14 protein-coding genes are annotated in these 18,062 nt (G+C 55.6%); 8 read left to right on the top strand and 6 right to left on the bottom strand.

Annotated elements, in window-relative coordinates; genetic code table 11:
* The first annotated feature begins 455 nt into the window (after positions 1-455).
* The 3 genes from DPA2511_RS11870 (at position 456) to yeiB (ending at position 4,425) form a co-directional block, all read left to right on the top strand.
* A complete protein-coding gene (locus DPA2511_RS11870; RefSeq protein WP_015853998.1) occupies positions 456-2,132 on the top strand; it encodes a methyl-accepting chemotaxis protein in 1,677 nt (558 codons plus the stop codon).
* A gap of 316 nt (positions 2,133-2,448) precedes the next feature.
* Complete coding sequence (folE, locus tag DPA2511_RS11865; RefSeq protein ID WP_015853997.1) at positions 2,449-3,117, top strand: GTP cyclohydrolase I FolE; 669 nt, start codon at positions 2,449-2,451, stop codon at positions 3,115-3,117.
* Positions 3,118-3,249: 132 nt separating this feature from the next.
* Positions 3,250-4,425, top strand: coding sequence for a DUF418 domain-containing protein YeiB (yeiB, locus tag DPA2511_RS11860; protein WP_015853996.1), 1,176 nt, complete (start codon positions 3,250-3,252; stop codon positions 4,423-4,425).
* A 14-nt stretch (positions 4,426-4,439) separates the two neighbouring features.
* On the opposite strand, the gene sanA is transcribed toward yeiB, so the two are convergent.
* From sanA to DPA2511_RS11840, 3 genes are all read right to left on the bottom strand, one after another.
* Positions 4,440-5,192 carry an outer membrane permeability protein SanA gene (sanA, locus tag DPA2511_RS11855; protein WP_015853995.1) on the bottom strand — a complete coding sequence of 251 codons (753 nt, stop codon included), beginning with the start codon at positions 5,190-5,192 and terminating at the stop codon, positions 4,440-4,442.
* Positions 5,193-5,397: 205 nt separating this feature from the next.
* On the bottom strand, positions 5,398-6,801 hold the full coding sequence (gene rimO / locus DPA2511_RS11845) for a 30S ribosomal protein S12 methylthiotransferase RimO (protein WP_015853994.1): 1,404 nt from the start codon (positions 6,799-6,801) through the stop codon (positions 5,398-5,400).
* Between the two features lie 255 nt (positions 6,802-7,056).
* On the bottom strand, positions 7,057-8,889 hold the full coding sequence (locus tag DPA2511_RS11840) for a tannase/feruloyl esterase family alpha/beta hydrolase (protein ID WP_015853993.1): 1,833 nt from the start codon (positions 8,887-8,889) through the stop codon (positions 7,057-7,059).
* A gap of 202 nt (positions 8,890-9,091) precedes the next feature.
* On the opposite strand from DPA2511_RS11840, the gene DPA2511_RS11835 reads away from it, so the two are divergent.
* A complete protein-coding gene (locus DPA2511_RS11835; protein WP_015853992.1) occupies positions 9,092-10,060 on the top strand; it encodes a LysR family transcriptional regulator in 969 nt (322 codons plus the stop codon).
* A gap of 164 nt (positions 10,061-10,224) precedes the next feature.
* On the opposite strand, the gene DPA2511_RS11825 is transcribed toward DPA2511_RS11835, so the two are convergent.
* The gene (locus DPA2511_RS11825) at positions 10,225-10,842 is read right to left on the bottom strand and encodes a glutathione S-transferase family protein (RefSeq protein ID WP_015853991.1); all 618 of its coding nucleotides are present in this window, start codon (positions 10,840-10,842) and stop codon (positions 10,225-10,227) included.
* A 285-nt stretch (positions 10,843-11,127) separates the two neighbouring features.
* Between DPA2511_RS11825 and DPA2511_RS11820 the strand changes: the two genes are divergently transcribed.
* From DPA2511_RS11820 to DPA2511_RS11810, 3 genes are all read left to right on the top strand, one after another.
* Positions 11,128-11,973, top strand: a complete 846-nt coding sequence (locus tag DPA2511_RS11820; protein ID WP_015853990.1) for a MetQ/NlpA family ABC transporter substrate-binding protein — start codon at positions 11,128-11,130, stop codon at positions 11,971-11,973.
* 95 nt (positions 11,974-12,068) lie between these two features.
* Positions 12,069-13,085: a methionine ABC transporter ATP-binding protein gene (locus DPA2511_RS11815; RefSeq protein WP_015853989.1), complete on the top strand. Its 1,017-nt coding sequence runs from the start codon at positions 12,069-12,071 to the stop codon at positions 13,083-13,085.
* On the top strand, positions 13,078-13,737 hold the full coding sequence (locus tag DPA2511_RS11810; RefSeq protein ID WP_015853988.1) for a methionine ABC transporter permease: 660 nt from the start codon (positions 13,078-13,080) through the stop codon (positions 13,735-13,737). Before DPA2511_RS11815 ends, DPA2511_RS11810 begins: the two co-directional genes overlap by 8 nt.
* A 211-nt stretch (positions 13,738-13,948) precedes the next feature.
* On the opposite strand, the gene DPA2511_RS11805 is transcribed toward DPA2511_RS11810, so the two are convergent.
* A complete protein-coding gene (locus DPA2511_RS11805) occupies positions 13,949-14,767 on the bottom strand; it encodes an alpha/beta fold hydrolase (protein WP_015853987.1) in 819 nt (272 codons plus the stop codon).
* Positions 14,768-15,454: 687 nt separating this feature from the next.
* Between DPA2511_RS11805 and DPA2511_RS11800 the strand changes: the two genes are divergently transcribed.
* A complete protein-coding gene (locus DPA2511_RS11800) occupies positions 15,455-16,660 on the top strand; it encodes a serine hydrolase (protein WP_015853986.1) in 1,206 nt (401 codons plus the stop codon).
* Between the two features lie 35 nt (positions 16,661-16,695).
* Here the strand turns inward: DPA2511_RS11800 and deoR are convergent, their stop codons facing one another.
* A complete protein-coding gene (gene deoR / locus DPA2511_RS11795; RefSeq protein WP_015853985.1) occupies positions 16,696-17,475 on the bottom strand; it encodes a DNA-binding transcriptional repressor DeoR in 780 nt (259 codons plus the stop codon).
* Positions 17,476-18,062 lie beyond the last annotated feature (587 nt).

Genomic DNA, 18,062 nt, shown 5'->3' with positions numbered 1-18,062 from the left:
GTGTGAATACCCATCCCGGAGCGCTAAGCGCTCCGGGATGGGCGCGTGTAACGGTCAGACTTTAGTTGCTGGCGCGTTGGCGGTATGACTCGGCCCTCCCTGACCCGCTCTTTGACAGCGCAGCAAGCGGCGTTCAATTTGCCCCGGCAAATGTGCCGCGTCCCTGGATCACTGATTGACGTCAGCGTCTCGGGGCTCACGCACTTGCAGCCTTCCTGCCATGCGCATATTCAGGGGATAAAAATCGGGGTTCACGCGGTATTTTTTTGTCTCTCGCCTATACTTGCAAAGACGTCAATATTGGGTTTGAACATCAAACAATGATTTATTTTTTACGCCCTACGGCATGATGTCGAATGACTAATTAATAGGTGTGGTTACTCCGGCTGTATATTGTGATTCCATGAAAGTTCAGGAGTGGCGCACATGCATATCACTTTTATCGGGAGCGTATTATGTCTTTCCTAAAAGATATCAGTATACGAACAATGATGTTGATAATATTGATTTTTTTTCTGATTGCATGGGGGGCTGCATCCAGTTATAGCCTTTATTCCTTGAGTAATGTCACGACGCTATTAAATAAAAGTGGTATTCAAAAAAATAGTTACTCCTATTTAGTCTATGGCAATGATCAATATTTCCGCTCGGTAACACGCATGGCGCGGGTAATGGATTATTTGCAATTTAATGATGCCAAAAATGCCCAGACAACACTGGATATGGCGAAGACAGCCATTGTTAATACCAAGGACGCGCTGGAGAAATTCAATAGCGTCGAGCATGTCGGTGTGGATGCGGAAACTGTCAGCGGTATGAGCAATACGTGGTCAGCATTATTGACGACAGCGATAGAGCCCATGTATGCCGCACTGCAACAGAATGATCTGGATAAATTCCGCGATATTTTCCGCAAAATTTATCCGCCCGCGAGTTGGGCGTTTGGCGATGCGGCGCAAAAATACACCAAACAAATCACCAGCACGGACTATGCGTCAGCGGTAACGGTTCAGAACAACTGGAACCGCAACGGTTTGATCGCCGCGATGATTGTCAGCCTGGTGATCTTTGTCATGGTGGAGCTCTACCTCACTCGTTATATGGTGAAACCGGTCAATCAAATCCAGGCGCATATGGCGCTGCTGAGTGCCGGGCGGCTCGATAAGGAACTGGCGACGTTCGGCCGCAATTGTGCCGGACGTATCATTCCGGATATCAATCACCTGCAGCAAAGCTTGAAAAAAACCGTAACATTGATTCGGGGAACGGCGGAAGCCGTTTATCAAGGGGTGACGGAGATTCGAGAAGGCAACAATGACCTTTCCGGCCGAACTGAACAGCAGGCGGCATCGTTGCAGGAAACCGCCGCCAGCATGGAGCAGTTGAGTTCTACCGTGCAGCACAATGCGGCGAATGTGCATCAGGCGACCCGGCTGGCGCAGGAAGCGAGCGAAGCCGCCAAGCAGGGCGGAAAAATTACCGATGATGTGGTGGGCACCATGGACAGTATCAGCGCCAGTTCGCGCAAAATCGCCGACATCACGTCAGTCATCAACAGTATTGCTTTCCAGACCAACATTCTGGCATTGAACGCGGCGGTGGAAGCGGCGCGAGCCGGTGAGCAGGGGAAAGGGTTTGCGGTGGTGGCCAGTGAAGTGCGTAACCTGGCGCAACGCAGTTCCCAGGCCGCCAAAGAGATTGAAACGCTGATTGCCGAGTCGGTATCCCGCGTGAGTACCGGCGCTTCACAGGTGAAACAGGCGGGTGAATCGATGCAGACGATTATTACTACCGTGGCGCATGTCAGCGATCTGATTGCCGAAATTGCTTCGGCCTCGGATGAACAGAGCCGCGGCATTATCCAGATAGGGCAGGCGGTGAATGAGATGGACGGCGTCACGCAGCAGAATGCGTCGTTGGTTCAGCAAGCGATGGCGGCAGCGGCAGCGCTGGAGGATCAGGCGCGGCAGCTGACGGAAGCGGTGGCGGTTTTCCATCTGGACGATGGGCGGGAAAGTCGTCCTTCGACGCCGATGCCCTCGCCGACGCTGCGTCGTCCTGCGCTGGCGGCGACAGCGGCGTTGCCGCCGGCCAAAAAAGCAGGCGGCAGCGACAACTGGGAAAAATTCTGAGATTCACTCCTGTGGAACGGCCGGCATTATGCCGGCCGTTATCTATCCGGCGAGCGTTTTCGCACGCGATAGCGCCCAGTTGAGGCTATTTCATCAGCGATGAAGCACAATCACTGGATAATCGCCGGGCACTTCGCTAGGCTGTGTCCCTTATTCGCGCAGGGGTTGACGCAGGCCGTTACCCGCGCGATAGCGGGTTCGGCGCGGCGCACCGCCAGAGTAGCGTTCAACGTCCGGCCCGGCACTACCGCCTGAAGTCTACAGGCATCTGGTTCGCCTCGCGGCCAGAATGAGTCACACCTGCCGGAGAAAAATAATGTCGTCAATATTGTCAAAAGAAGCAGCCCAGGTTCATGAGGCGCTGCTGGCGCGTGGTCTGGAGACCCCGTTGCGCGGCGAATTACAGGATGCGGAAACTCGCAAACGCCTGATTGCGCAGCATATGACCGAAATCATGAATCTGTTGAGCCTTGATTTGAGTGACGACAGTTTGGCGGAAACGCCGCACCGCATCGCCAAAATGTATGTGGATGAAATCTTCTCCGGGCTGGATTACGCCAACTTCCCCAAAATCACCATTATCGAAAACAAGATGAAGGTCGATGAAATGGTGACGGTACGCGATATCACGCTGACCAGCACCTGTGAGCACCATTTTGTGACCATCGACGGCAAAGCCACGGTGGCCTATATCCCCAAAGAGGGCGTGATTGGTCTGTCCAAGATCAACCGCATTGTTCAGTTTTTCTCGCAGCGGCCGCAGGTGCAGGAGCGTTTGACGCAGCAGATTCTGGTGGCGTTGCAAACCCTGCTGGGTACCAATAACGTGGCGGTCTCCATCGACGCGGTGCACTATTGCGTCAAGGCGCGCGGTATTCGCGATGCGACCAGCGCGACTACCACGACGTCGCTCGGCGGCCTGTTCAAATCCAGCCAGAATACCCGCCAGGAATTCCTGCGCGCGGTGCGCCATCACAGCTACTGAACGCGCGTGTAATGCGCCGGGCATCCGGCGCTCGGGCGGTGCGCAATAGCCCCGCCCGACGCTGAAAGACGTGGGCTTTTGTGCGCACGGTCACTACAATTTCCTCATTGTTCCCCTTTGCCGCAGGACATCATGTCGTCTTATCCGCCGCCTTCCCGTATTCCCATGCTGGATTTTGCCCGTGGGCTGGCCATGCTGGGTATTCTGTTGATGAACATCGTGTCATTCGGTTTACCCAGAGCCGCCTATCTGAACCCCGCCTGGAACGGGCCGCCTTCTACCGCAAACGCCTGGGCCTGGGCGCTGATGGACTTGGTGGCGCAAACCAAATTTCTCACGCTGTTCGCGTTGCTGTTTGGCGCCGGTTTACATCTGCTGATGCGGCGCGGTACCCGCTGGATCAACGCCCGCCTGTTCTGGCTGATGGTGTTTGGTCTGATTCATAGCGTCTTCCTCTGGGAGGGCGATATTCTGCTGGATTACGGGCTGATTGGGCTGGTTGGCTACAGCATGCTGCGTTATGCCGACAGCACCCGGATGCTGGCGCGTACCGGGGGGGTGATTTATGTGATTGGGCTCATGATGTTGGCGGTGCTAAGCCAGATCCTGAGCCCTGTCGGCGGTAATTTTTGGCAACCGGGGGCGGCGGAGGTGAGCTATGAAGCCTGGTGGCTGAGCCAGGGCGGCGCGGAAGCCTGGCTGAATCGCCTATCGCAGCTCAACGAAAACTTGCTGTCGTTGGGGCTGCAATACGGCTGGCTACTGACCGGCGCGATGCTGTTGGGGGCGGCGCTGATGCGCAGCGGATGGCTACGTGGCGCATTCAGCCCGCAGCATTACCGACGTATCGCGCGGTGGTTATTGCCGCTGGCCTTGCTGATCGATGGCGCGGGGGTGGTGGTGCAGTGGCGCTTGCAATGGGATTACCGCTGGTGCGGCTTGCTGCTGCAAATCCCCCGTGAGCTGGGGGCGCCGTTGCAGGCGATCGGCTATCTGGCGCTGTGCTACGGCTACTGGCAAACGCTGGCGCAATGGCGCATTACCCGCTGGATCGCCAATGTCGGCCGGATGGCGTTGAGCAGTTATCTATTGCAGACCGTGATCTGCACCACCGTGTTTTACCGTCTGGGTGGGTTTATGCAGTTTGAACGCTGGCAATTGCTATTACTGGTGCCGCCGATCTGGCTGTGTAATCTGTTGGCGGCGTGTTGGTGGTTACGCTATTTCCGGCAGGGGCCGCTGGAGTGGTTGTGGCGCGTGCTGACCCGTCAGGTGGCGGGCGAGCCGTCCGCCAGGGAGATGGAGTGAGGTATCCGCCGGACTCAGCGTGAGGCGGCGGGCGTTTTCTGGCGTAGCGGCGGTTCCGTGCGGTTGCCGAGATCAGGGATGAGCTCCGGCGGCACCGCCGGGTAGCCCGGCTCGTCGTCCGAAACCTTGTACTCAGTGGGGATGGGGATTTGCGGCCCCAGAAAGCGCGGCTCCCGCTTCAGTACGTACAGGTCGTACAGCATTGCCAGCCGGGCGCCGAATTCCCGCATGCGCACCGGCCAGATATCTTTTGGCGACGGCACGGCGAAGCATTGCGCCTGAATGCCTTTATGCAAGGCGATAAACAGCGCCCGCTCGCAGTGAAAACGCTGGGTGATGATGGTGAAATCATTGGTGTCGAAGACTTTGCGGGTGCGGACGATAGAGTCCAGGGTGCGGAAACCGGCGTAGTCGAGCACGATGTCCACTGGCTGAACCCCGGCGGCGATCAGATCGCGCCGCATGGTCATGGGTTCGTTGTAGCTTTGCAGCGAGTTGTCGCCGCTGAGCAGCAGGTAGCTGATTTTACCGCTGTTATAGGCGTTGAGCGCACCCTGAATCCGAAACAGGTAATACTGGTTGATGACGCCGGCCCGGTAATATTTGGCGGTGCCCAACACCACCCCGACCTGACGCGACGGGAGATCCTGCACGTCGTCGTAAATATAGGGCGCGGTGCGCCAACTGATGCAGCGGTCAAGCAGGAACGCGGTGCACGCCAGCACGAGCAGGCTGGTGAACAGTCCGAAAATCACGCGCTTCCACATGCCTCTGCCTTTGTCCGCTCGAAGGAAATCATCATGAGGCAAGGCTACTTTACCCGCCGTAGTGGTGCAAGGCGAACAGTCCGGAAGTAGCGGCTGTTGATGATTTTTAAACCAGGATGCGGATGCCGTATGGCGGAGGGATCACGGGCTGGGAGGGCCAGCCCGTCAGCAGGAAGGCGGTTATCCGCATCATGCAGGATAACGCTTAGATCAGGCTCCCCCACAAATCGTATTCGTCGGCGTGTTCAATCCTGACCGTCACCAAATCGCCAACGTTCACCCGTTTTTCGCCATTGAGGTAGACCGCGCCGTCGATTTCCGGCGCGTCCGCCATGCTGCGGCCAATCGCGCCTTCTTCATCCACCTCGTCGATCAGCACTTTCAGTTCGCGCCCGACCTTGGCTTGCAAACGCCGGGCGGAAATCTCTTGCTGCAACTGCATGAAGCGGTGGTAGCGATCTTCTTTGACCGCTTCCGGCACCGGATCCGGCAAATCATTGGCGGCGGCGCCGTCTACCGGGCTGAATTTGAAACAGCCGACGCGGTCGAGCTGCGCTTCTGTCAGAAAATCGAGCAGCATTTGGAAGTCTTCTTCCGTTTCACCAGGGAAGCCGACGATAAAGGTCGAGCGTAGCGTCAGTTCCGGGCAGATCTCGCGCCAGCGTTTGATGCGCTCCAGCGTGCGTTCGACCGCGCCGGGACGCTTCATCAGCTTGAGGATTTTCGGGCTGGCGTGCTGCAACGGGATATCCAGATACGGCAGGATTTTGCCCGCCGCCATCAGTGGGATCACCGTATCGACGTGTGGGTACGGATAGACATAATGCAACCGTACCCAGATGCCCAGCGTGGCTAATTGTTCGCACAAATCCACCATGCTGGTTTTGACCGGCTGCCCGTTCCAAAAGCCGGTGCGGTGTTTGACGTCGGCGCCATAGGCAGAGGTGTCCTGGGAGATCACCAGCAGTTCCTTCACGCCGGCGTCTTTCAGGCGCCGGGCTTCGTCCAACACGGCGCCGATAGGGCGGCTGTCCAGATCGCCGCGCATGGACGGGATGATGCAGAAGGTGCAACGGTGATCGCAGCCTTCGGAAATTTTCAGATATGCATAATGGCGCGGCGTCAGTTTCACGCCCTGCGCCGGCGTCAGGCTGGTGAACTGGTTATGTTCCGGCTTCGGTACATAGTGATGCACATGCGACAGCACCTGTTCATAGCTGTGGGGGCCGGTAATTTCCAGCACTTTGGGGTGCACTTCGCGGATCTGGTTTTCTTTGGCGCCCAGACAACCGGTGACGATCACTTTACCGTTTTCGTTCAGGGCTTCGCCGATAGCTTCCAGCGACTCCTGTACGGCGCTGTCGATAAAGCCGCAGGTATTGACGATCACCAGATCGGCGTCGTTGTAGCTGGGCACCACCTGATAACCTTCGGTACGCAGTTCGGTCAGAATACGTTCGGAATCCACCAGATTTTTCGGGCATCCCAGGCTGATAAAACCGATGCGATGGGACAAGGGCATGCCGGTGTCGTCGTTCTGGTCGGCCAGCGCTTTTTGCGGCGCGGACAACGTGGTGGTTTGTGAAGGATCGAAGGTGTTAACTGTCATAGCGTCTCGTACATCGGGTTGTGTAGAACAACATCCTGTTGAAAATGTTGTGCAGGAACAGGTTGAGCAGGAAAAACGCGGCGGATTATACCTGAATCGTCGTTAGGAAACAGTCCTTGCCGACTAAAAAACAACCAGCGGCGGCGGACTGACGGCGGGTTCGCCGGATAAGGGCTAAAAAAATGCAGGGAGAAGCCTCTCTCCCTGCGGTGAATTCAGCCGGTCGACGCCTGACCTGGCGTCTGTCGCCAAGGGTTACTGGCAGCGATAACTGCCGCTGGCCCGCACATCGCCGCTGCCGGTGTAAGCGATGTGTTGAGGGTAGCGACATAACGGCATGTGGATACTGCCGTCGCTGGAGCCGATGCCAATCGTTGAGGGCGAGATGCCTTTTTCAACCCAGTTGCGCAGCGCAGTGAACAGTTGATCCGAGCCGTTCAGGTATTGCGGTAACGGAACCCGCGAACTGACGATATTGCGACCGGTTTCCGGGTCGACCGATGAGCTGGCTTTCAGGGTGCTGTCGTGCGCCAACCCCGGAATCAGGTAAAGCCTGACGAATGGATCGACGGCGGCCTGTCCACCCATGGCGGCAACCACCCGGTGGTAATAGTTGATGGTTCCCTGCGGCATGATTTTTTCATCGGCCAGGCCGTGATAAATCAGTATCTTGCCTTTTACCGCACGTAATCCGCTGAGGTTGGGATCGTCGGTGTTGATGCGGCTGAAGGCTGTTTGTAGCCGTAGACCCTGGTCATAAGCATGCGCCAGTTCGGCATAGCTCAGTGTTTTCCAGCCATTTTTCCCATCGCCGCTCGCATTTTTAAAGCTGTCGCCAGCGATATCGGCGCGTTGCAGTTCCAGCGCCACCAGATCACTGGCGATCGGGAAGGCCTTTTCTCCCGCGAGCGAGGCCGGCAAATTGGTGCCGCGTGTTAATCCCCACCAGAGATGGTCGGGTTTTTTTAACTCGGGCCCGGCGGCATTGTCCCTAGCCGGATCGGGCGATGTGCCGGAGCGGGTTTGCCCGTACCAGATTTTATTGACCGCGGCGGCTTCCCGGCGGGTCAGACAGGCCGGATTCGCGCTGGTTCCCGTCACACCGTTTCCTGCCTCGTGTTGACAGAGTACGTCGGCATCTTTGGTGGGGTCATACCGGCATTGCAGCGGATCCAGTAAAAATCCCAGCCCCAGGGTATCGCAGGCGTTTACCGCCTTTCCGCTGACGTAGTTCAATTTCGCCGCCGCCATCGGCTGGTTCAGATCGCGCTGCATGACGATCTGGGGATAAAGCTCGCCGGTGATAAATTTTGTCCAGTTAATCGCCGGGGCGCCGGCAAGAATGCCGTCGAAATCCCGCGGGTATTTCTGTGCCAGCTTAAGCCCCTGGCGTCCGCCGGTGGAGAAACCGTCCCAGTAGGCATAGCGTTGCGCCGTGCCGTAGTAGGCCCGCACCAGCGCTTTGCTCTTGACCGCCATCTCGTGCAGGCTGCGTTCAGCGAAGTCCTGCCACAGGACGTCGTTGATTTTCCCATCCGGCAACATGGCGAATGAACCGTTATTCAGCAGGGTATGCCCGTGATCGGAGGTGACGACCACGTAACCTTGCTCGATTGCGGGAATATATTGCGGTCGCGTGCCGATTTGGGCGGGATCCGCGTGGACGCCACCGGCCCATCCACCGCTGCCCATCGCACGAATAATCTGGTTCCAGCGCTGCGGCTGCGGCAGCCAAATCTCGATGCCCATGCCGGCGGATGTCGACGGCGCGGCTTTATCTCCGGGCATTCCCGGCCCGATCACCAGTTTGACCAGACACACATCGACCGGCGCGGGCGGATAAGTCTGGGCGGCGGGGGTGTTGATATCGGGTAACGCCGTTGCCGATGATTGATCCAGCTTTAGCGTTTCGCCCTGTTTGAAGGACTTGACTGTAATGACGGACGTTTGCGCATCCGGTTTAAAATGGGTTTTAAGACTGTCATCACAGGCCAGGCCCGTAGCGGCCTGAGCCTGGGACAAACCGGCGGTTATCAGCCAGGCCGAAACGGCGCCAGCGGCTAGCCGGTTTGGATGGTGTCGGAACATAAACCTCTCCTCTTATTTTAGGGTACGTGTCTACCGTGTGAGGTGACGGTTTATTCTCAACATCCGCATGATATGAAACGAATTAAATTGCGCGGCGAGGCATTAGGCTGACTAATGGCTGGATATGCAAAACATGAACTCTCCTCGCAAAAAACGATGACCGGTCAATGCATAATCCCGCTATGTATGTCACGGGAACGAGATGATGCACGAAACCTCCTCCGTATTACTCAACCGGTTACTGGCCTGTGGGAAGTTTCGCCACATCCAGATCCTGCTCAAGCTGGCCGAATTGGGGAGTGTGCAGCGAACCGCCGACGCGATTGGCATCACGCAGTCATCGGTCACGCAGACGCTGGCGTATCTGGAACAACTGCTCGATATCCCGCTGTTTTTACGCCATGCCCGTGGCGTGACGCCCACACCAGCCTGCATGGCGTTTATCCCCGTGGCGCGCCACTTACTGCAGGGGATCAGCGATAGCGCAGAGTGCATTTCCGCTTATCGGCGTATGGGGGAAGGGGTGGTGCGGCTGGCGGCGTCCTCGTCGGCGATCAACGCTCTGCTGACCCCGTCGTTACCGCTGTTTCATGCGCAATACCCCACTATTCAGGTGCAACTGCGTGAAGCCGAGGGCGCGGATCAACTGCTGGCTATCTCCCGGCAAGAGGTGGATCTGGTGATCGGCCGTCGCCCCAGAAAGATGCCGGATGGTTGGTATTTCTCGGCGTTGCGGCCGGACAGGCTTATTGTTGTCGCCAGCGCGCAACACCGGTTGGCCGGCAGAGAGGTGGGCTGGAGCGAACTGGCGGAAGAAACCTGGGTTCTGGCGCCAGCCGGCTCATTGGTGCGCGAAAAGATGGATGAAATCAGCCGTTACTTTCCCTGGCCGCTCAGCGCGTATCCGCTGGTTACTCGCTCTATTTCCCTGTTCAAAACGCTGTTGGTGCAACATGATCTTGTCGCGCTGCTGCCGCTCAGCTTTATCGGCCATGCGATTGCCGCCGGCGAATTCTGCGAGCTGAAAATACCGCTGGTTTTCGATGTGGCGCCGATGGGGTACATGCTGCCCGGAGAAAATGGCCGTGATGCGGCGCGCCAGCTGGCCGATTTTCTGGGCCGCCGTTTTGTGTGCCTGAATGAAGCCGCGATGCCGCAGGCGGTGTGCTGATTTTTCCCGTCCCGGAACAGGGCGAAAAAACGCTGGAAAACGGCAACGGGTGGTGTGTGCGAGTGGTGGGTCTGACCGACGCTCAGCGTTCCGGTGGGGAGGGAGCGCGGCATCATGCGGGGCAGGGCCGGTGCGCCCATGTTGGGCGCACGTAGGGGAAACGATTAGCTCAGCGGCAGCATCACCGTCTGTTGAAAGGCCGGGCGCTCGGTCAACTGCTGGTACCAGCGCTCCAGATGTGGATGCGACTGCCGCGCGATCGGCATGTTGAACCAGGCGTAAGCGAAACACCCCAACGGAATGTCGCCGATGCCGAAATTGTCGCCGGACAACCAGTTCTGCCCGGCCAGTGCCGCATCGGCGACGGACAGCAGTTTTTCACAGTTCGCCTGCCCGTTGGCCACCGCTTGTAGATCGCGGTGTTCCGGCGCGGTGCGAATCAGGTTGATAAACACCTGACGGAATGATTCAGAAAAGCCGATGGCCCAGTCCATCCATTTTTCAGCCGCCGCGCGCGCTTTCGGGTCAGCCAGCCAGAGCGTGCCGGCGCCATATTGCGCCGCCAGATAGCGCACGATGGCATTCGATTCCCACAGCACCAGATCGTCGTCCTGCAGGCAGGGCACCAATCCGTTCGGGTTTAATGCCAGGTAGTCGGCATCACGGTTGCGGCCAAACTGCCCGCCAGCCGGGATCCATTCATAGGGTACATTCAGTTCCGCCGCGCACCAGCGCACTTTCTTCACGTTGGTCGAGTTGTCCCGGCCCCATACTTTCAGCATCACGCCACTCCTTATAACAATGAACGCCGCCGTCTGCCCGGATAGCCGCCGGCGGCACAAATCACGATGACCTACCCGATTAACACCTCACCCCCATCCATGGCTCCGCTTACCTTAGGCGGTGACGCCCCTCCATGCAACGGACGTTTTGGCCGCGGTAGAAAGCTCGGCAGGCGATGCAACCGCAGCATGGGAAATATGGATATAGCTTTTTTATATTTACTTATCCGGCTTATATTCCCAATAATAACCGTGGTTTATTCTTGCAGACAGGACAATATATAAATGATATTCCCCCATTCCTTGCGCGCTGCGCTGGCGGTGACGCTGTTGGCTTCCGGCGTTTCTTTGGCGATGGCGCAGAGCGATCCGCACACGATTATTTTCGGGGTAGCGCCCGGCCCGTATGGCGATATGGTCAAACAGGCGATCAAGCCTGAATTGGTCAAGAAAGGCTACAAGGTGGAAGTGCGCGAGTTCAGTGATTACGTTCAACCTAATTTGGCGCTGTCCAACGGCAGTATCGACGCCAACCTGTTCCAGCACTCGCTGTATCTGGAGAAATTTTCCGCCGACAAAGGGTTGAAGCTGACCCGGCTACTGACGGTGCCGACCGCCAGCATGGGGTTTTATTCCCATAAAATCACGTCGCTTGACCAGCTGAAGAAAGGGGATGTCGTCACCCTGTCGAATGATGCGACCAATCTGGCGCGCGGCCTGCGGTTTTTGCAGTCGCTGGGGTTGATCACCATTAAAGCGGACATTGACCCGACCAAAGCTTCCGAGAAGGATATTCAGGATAACCCGCGCGGGTTGGTGTTCCGTCCGCTGGAGGCGGCACAACTGCCGCGTACCCTGGATAGCGCCACCGCCTCGCTGGTGAACGGTAATTTCGCTATCGCCGCCGGGCTGAAGCTCTCTTCCGCGATCAAGCTGGAGACGCTGGATGAGAACCTGAAAAACGTCATTGCGGTGCGCACCGATGATGTGGACAAACCGTTCGTCAAGGATATCAAGGCGGCGGTGGAGTCCCCGGCGTATGCCGCCGTGATTGACGATCCCGCCAGCATGTTCAGCCAGTTCCAGCGTCCAGATTGGATGAAGGCGAAAACGCCGACACCTGCACAGTAATGGCTCACCCCTCATTGGAGAGGGCGTTGACAAGACAGCCGGTCATGGATCGGCTGTCTGTTTTTTTTCCGATCAGCAGCAGGAGTTTGCGGATAATGATTCAACTAGACAATATCTGCGTGGATTTCCCGCAGGGAAAACAGGCAGGTACGCGGGCGGTGGATAACGTCAGCCTGCATATTCGCCGGGGAGAGGTTTACGGCATCGTAGGCACCAGCGGCGCGGGCAAAAGCACGTTGCTGCGGACGATTAATCTGTTGCAGCGTCCCAGCAGCGGGCGCGTGGTGGTCAACGGCGTGACCATCAGCGATCTCAGTGGGCAGGCATTGCGCAATGAGCGGCAGCGCATCGGGATGATCTTTCAGCATTTCAACCTGATGCAAACCCGGACGGTGGCGCAGAACGTCGCGTTTAGCCTGCGGGCGGCGGGCCAGTCGACGCAGGATATCGCGCAACGGGTGCCGGAGATTTTGGCGCTGGTGGGGTTGAGCGATAAAGCCGGCTCTTATCCGTCGCAGCTTAGCGGTGGGCAGAAGCAGCGCGTGGGGATCGCCCGCGCCATCGCCAACCACCCGGAAGTGTTGCTATGCGATGAACCGACATCGGCGCTTGATCTGGAAACATCGGCGTCGATTTTGTTGTTGTTGAAGGAAATTAATGAAAAGCTCGGTATCACCATCGTGTTGATTTCGCACGAGATGAGCGTCATCAAATCGGTCTGCGACCGTGTGGCGGTGATGACTGGCGGAAAGGTGGTGGAAGAGGGCGATGTGTTCGATATTTTCGCCACGCCGCAGCATGAGTTTACCCGGCAGTTAGTCTCCCATACGTTGAATCTGGAACTGCCTGCGCGCCTGAAAGAGGAGTTGCAGGGGACGTTGCTGAAAATTCTGTTCGTCGGCGAATCGGCAGAGCAGCCGGTGTTATCGGATGTGGCGATGCGTTTCGGCGTTTCCGTCAACATTCTGCATGGCAAGATCGAGTATATCGGGCATCGCGCGCTGGGCATTCTGGTCGCGCTGCTGACCCACCCTTCCGATGCGGCGCTGGTGGCGCAGGCCGTGGAACATATTCGCCACAGAACGGCACAGGTGGAGGTGTTGCATGGCTGAGTTATTGACTGACCTGATTAACGCATTTGGCGAAACCTTTCAAATGGTCGGGATTTCTACGTTGCTGGCGATCCTCGGCGGGTTGCCGCTGGGGTTCCTGATTTATGTCACCGATCGGCATCTGTTTTGGGAAAACCGGTTCTGTTATCTGCTCAGCACGATAACGGTCAATATCATCCGCTCTATTCCGTTCGTCATTCTGCTGGTGTTGCTGCTGCCGCTGACGCAGTTCTTGCTGGGCAGCACGATCGGGCCCGTGGCGGCGGCGGTGCCAATGTCGGTGGCGGCCATTGCGTTTTATGCCCGGTTGGTGGATAGCGCGCTGCGCGAAGTGGATCCCGGTATTGTGGAGGCGGCGGAAGCCTTTGGCGCGAGCCCGATGCGCATCATCTGCACCGTTTTGCTGCCGGAAGCGCGCGCCGGGCTGTTGCGCGGCCTGACGATTACACTGGTCAGCCTGATCGGTTATTCCGCCATGGCCGGGATTGTCGGCGGCGGCGGCGTAGGCGATTTGGCGATCCGCTTCGGCTATTACCGCTATGAAACCCAGGTGATGGTGGTGACGGTTATTGCATTGGTGATTTTGGTGCAGATCGTGCAGACCCTGGGGGATGGGTTGTCAAAGCGGGCGGATAAACGCGAACGTCGTTAATCGTTGGATATAACCAGGCCACCGGAGACAGGTGGCCTGATATACCCGAAATATTGCTGGTTGCCGGTGCGTTGCTCTATTACTCGGTTCCTCTTTGATCCTGTGCTGTGACGCGCAATCCGCTGCATGATTTAACACCTCAGCCGGGTGTTATGCCGTAACCCGAATTATTTTGGTATTGTGAAAACATATATTCCGACAAGCGTGATAATTACTCAAGGAAAGAAATAATAGTATCGGCTACAATCGCTGTTGCTTTTCTGTTTTCCATATCGAGAAAATGGCCGGCATTAGGCACGATGTGAAATTGGCTTTTCGGAATATGGCTACCAATCTGTTTGACATCTTCGGCAGTTGTATATTCGTCCTTTTCTCCATTGAGAAACAGTGTTTCAATTTCTATTTTCTTAAACAGTTCAACATAGTCAGTCTCCTGAATAGGTAATACCTGTTCAATATGGAAACGCACCTGTTTCAACACCTCGCCATGCAGAGATGATAAATATTGGTAATTGAAATGTTTAATTAATGGAGGAAGATATTTCCCAACTTCCAGATTCAGCATTTCGGCGGCTTCACCGTAACGATCCTGTCGCATCAACGCGCGTGCGCCCTCGACATAGGCGCGCATCTTCTCATTGATACGCGGAGAAAACGAAGCCACGATCGCCTTCTTGATGTGGTTTGGATGCTGAGCCAGCGCCAGCAATGTCGCCAGCCCGCCCCAGGAAATCGAATAAATGTAATGCGGTTGGAGCTGCTCGATAATATCCAGCAGGATATCCACCTCATCCTCTTTGGTAATAATTTTGGTTAATTCGTTATGTGGGAGCGATTCGCCAATAAATGGCATATCAAAAAGGATAACGTTAAATTTTCCCGAGAGGCTCTTGACGGTACCACGAAAAGCCGTGGTGGTGGATAGCGCACCATTGACCATAATAATGGTCTCATTAGCTGGGTGGAAATTATGTTTCTCAACATAAACATTCCAGCCATGACAATTAATGATGTTCTTTTCTACACCCATAATCAAACTCCGTTTGTTTTTTCTTCCTGATGGATGACACTATCTGTGTTCAGCAGAATTTGCTCTATAGATAGATTCTTTTCTCTTCCGATGGTGATAAAAAATAAGGAAAAAAAGATATTTTTTTTATCTTTGATTGCGCGCTGATTTTGCCTTTATTTATTAACGACAAATTTATCACACTCTTCAAATTAGATAAATGTCACACAATTTATTCAGACTATTCCTCTTCACAAAATAAAATAATTCACCAAAAAAACTACCCTAAAATGGATGTCGTTGAAATTATGTGGCGCCTAAATAAAACTGGGCGTATTACGGACATGTAGTTAATGAGAGATTGTTTCTGAATGAAATTAGTTTTGGGTATTGGCGTCGTTAAGGCCGTCCGGTGGTTCGGATGGGGAGTTGAGCAGGATCCCTGCGTGGGTGCAGGGTAAATTGGCTGTTTTTTCAGCCTGTTCCGGTGGCGTCAACCGGTTCTACTTTCGTATCATGCTTAATGTTCCGGTCGTTCAACGGTGCGCCTGTGGTGGCGATGTTATGCTGACGGCTTGATGGTGATGTATTTAAGGCGCCGTTGATAATCTTTACAGAAGCGTGCTTTTCTTTCAGCGCGATGACGGGTTACTTTTGAAGCGGCCGGCAATTTTCCCTCATGTTTAATGACTCATGGACAGCGTGCGCATGAAGATAATGACACCATTCTATCGTGTTACTACCGTGGTGATGGCAGCTTCATTTCTGACCCTTTTTTCCCCATCGTCATACGCAGAACAACCCTCCGCACCACCGCAGATTGATGCCAAAGCCTTTATCCTGATGGATGCAACCAGCGGCCGCGTGTTGGCTGAACTGAATGCCGACGAGCGTCTTGATCCGGCCAGTCTGACCAAAATCATGACCAGCTATGTCGTGGGTCAGGCGATTAAAGCGGGCAAGATAAAGCCGGATGATCGCGTCACTGTGGGAAGCGATGCCTGGGCCAACGGCAACCCGTCCTTGCGCGGTTCGTCGCTGATGTTTCTTAAACCGGGCGATCAGATTCTGGTGTCCGATCTGAATAAAGGCATGGTGATTCAGTCTGGCAATGATGCCAGTATCGCGCTGGCCGATTACGTCGCGGGCAGCCAGCAGGCGTTTATTTCATTGATGAATCAATATGCCGCCTCATTGGGGCTGAGTAATAGCCATTTTCTGACGGTGCATGGGCTGGATACGCCCGGCCAGTACAGTACCGCCCGCGATATGTCGCGGTTGACGCAGGCGCTCATTCGCGATCTTCCCGATGAGTATGCGTTACATAGTGAGAAAGCCTTTACATTCAATAAGATTAATCAGCCTAACCGCAATCGCTTACTGTGGAGCGCCACATTACGGGTGGACGGCGTCAAGACCGGTTTTACTCATGGCGCGGGATACAACCTGGTGTCTTCGGCGGTGGAAGGCGGCACGCGGTTGATTGCCGTCGTGCTGGGATCGTCGTCCGATGCGATACGCTTTCGCGAGAGTGAAAAATTGCTGGCTTGGGGATTCCGTTTTTTCGAGACCGTCACGGTCGTGCGTACCGATGAGCCCTTTACCACTCAGCGCGTGTGGTTCGGCGTGGAAAATCGCGTCCGGCTGGGGGTAACGCAGGATGCCGCAGTGACAGTGCCGAAAGGCCAGGTAAAAAATGTGAAGGCCAATTTTACCTTGAATGCCCGGCCGCTACAGGCGCCGCTGAAGCAGGGGCAGGTCGTGGGAAGCCTTGATTTCACACTGGATGGCGTCGTGGTCGGGCAGCGGCCGCTGGTGGTGATGGACGAGGTGCCGGAGGCCGGCCTGTTGGGCCGGTTGTGGGACGCTATTCTGATGAAACTGTCCGGCTGGTTTGGCGGGCTTTTCTCCTGAAGTACCCGCCGACAGCCGATGTCGGCGGGCGTGATTTACGAGGCGTCCGGGATCAGCAGGCTGATACTGTTGGCCTTTAAGTGTTGCAGGTAGGACGCTTCCGGCATGTGGCTGGTGATCAGCGTATCGAACAGTGTCAGCGCGCCGATACGCGCCGGTTTGCGTTTGCCGAACTTACTGCCGTCCACCACCAGGATGACATGCTGGGAAAGCGACATCGCCCGATGTTTCATCTCAAGTTCCGCGAAGTTGAAACAGGTAGCGCCGGCCGAAAGGTCGATGCCGCCTGCGGAAATAAAGGCCTTGTTCGGGCAAATCTGATCCAGCTCATGTTGGCGGCCCAACGGGGTAAAAATGGCATTGTCGGGATGGAATTCCCCACCGCAGAGGATGACCCGGCCGTTAGGTTTGTGCTGCAACGCCAGAAACGTGTTCAGCGAGTAGCAGATACCGGTAAACGGTAGATCGTCGGGGATGGCTTCGATGATGAAGGTCGTGGTGGTACCGCAATCGAAAAATACGGTGTCATTAGCTTCAATCAATGAGGCGGCGATTTCACCCGCCGCGCGTTTCTCCGCGACATGTCTGGTTTGTTGATCGGAAACGAAATAACTGCTGGCGTTGCTGACTTTTAAATCGCTGACAACATATCCGCCGAGCAGCACTACTGCGGCGTCAGGCAAGGCGTTGAGATCTCGGCGCACCGTCATCTCCGAAACGCCCAGCAACTGAGCCGCATCTTTCAAATGTAGTTTGTCGGCCTTTTTCAATGCCTGGGCCAGTTTATTGATGCGTGTCGCACGGCGCATTTCCATGATTTTCCCCGATATAAATTCAGACGTGATTATCCGTTGTCTTCTTGTCCCGCGGAACTGCCCGTTAGTCGAGTCGGCGCTGGTTAGCCTCTTGCTTTCGGACGAAAAAACGGAATCTTGTTAGGTGACGTTGCAGCCCAAAATGTGAAGAAGGGATGCGGTGTATACGGCCGCCGATGTTTCGTGCGCGTGATATGACCACCGTAGAGTGATGTCCAAAATGACGTCCGACATACTGCGCGCCAATCGACAGCCGCAACGTAAGCTGACTGATGGGGTACTAATATAATCGCCGGAAAAGGGAATGAGCAAACCTGCAATGCAAAAGTTATAACGATCTTGCCGGTATTAGTGTGACTAATTTCCGTGATAGCCGTCACGTATAGTGATGACTTTCGCTGGAATAAAATGGGTTGCAGGAAAAACCGAGACAGATCCGCATCGCGAATAAGAAAAGGCCCGTTGTTCTTGAACCTCACCGGCGTGAACAACGGGCTCCTCAATTTAGGGATATCAAAGAAAAGCAGTGGCACTTATTGAGACTGCCGGTGCGAAGAAAAGTTCGCAAAATTTTAAGAAAAAACTGA

It is taken from the genome of Musicola paradisiaca NCPPB 2511 (genome assembly GCF_000400505.1).
GTDB lineage: Bacteria > Pseudomonadota > Gammaproteobacteria > Enterobacterales > Enterobacteriaceae > Musicola > Musicola paradisiaca.
This window is presented reverse-complemented; position numbering and strand designations above follow the sequence as displayed.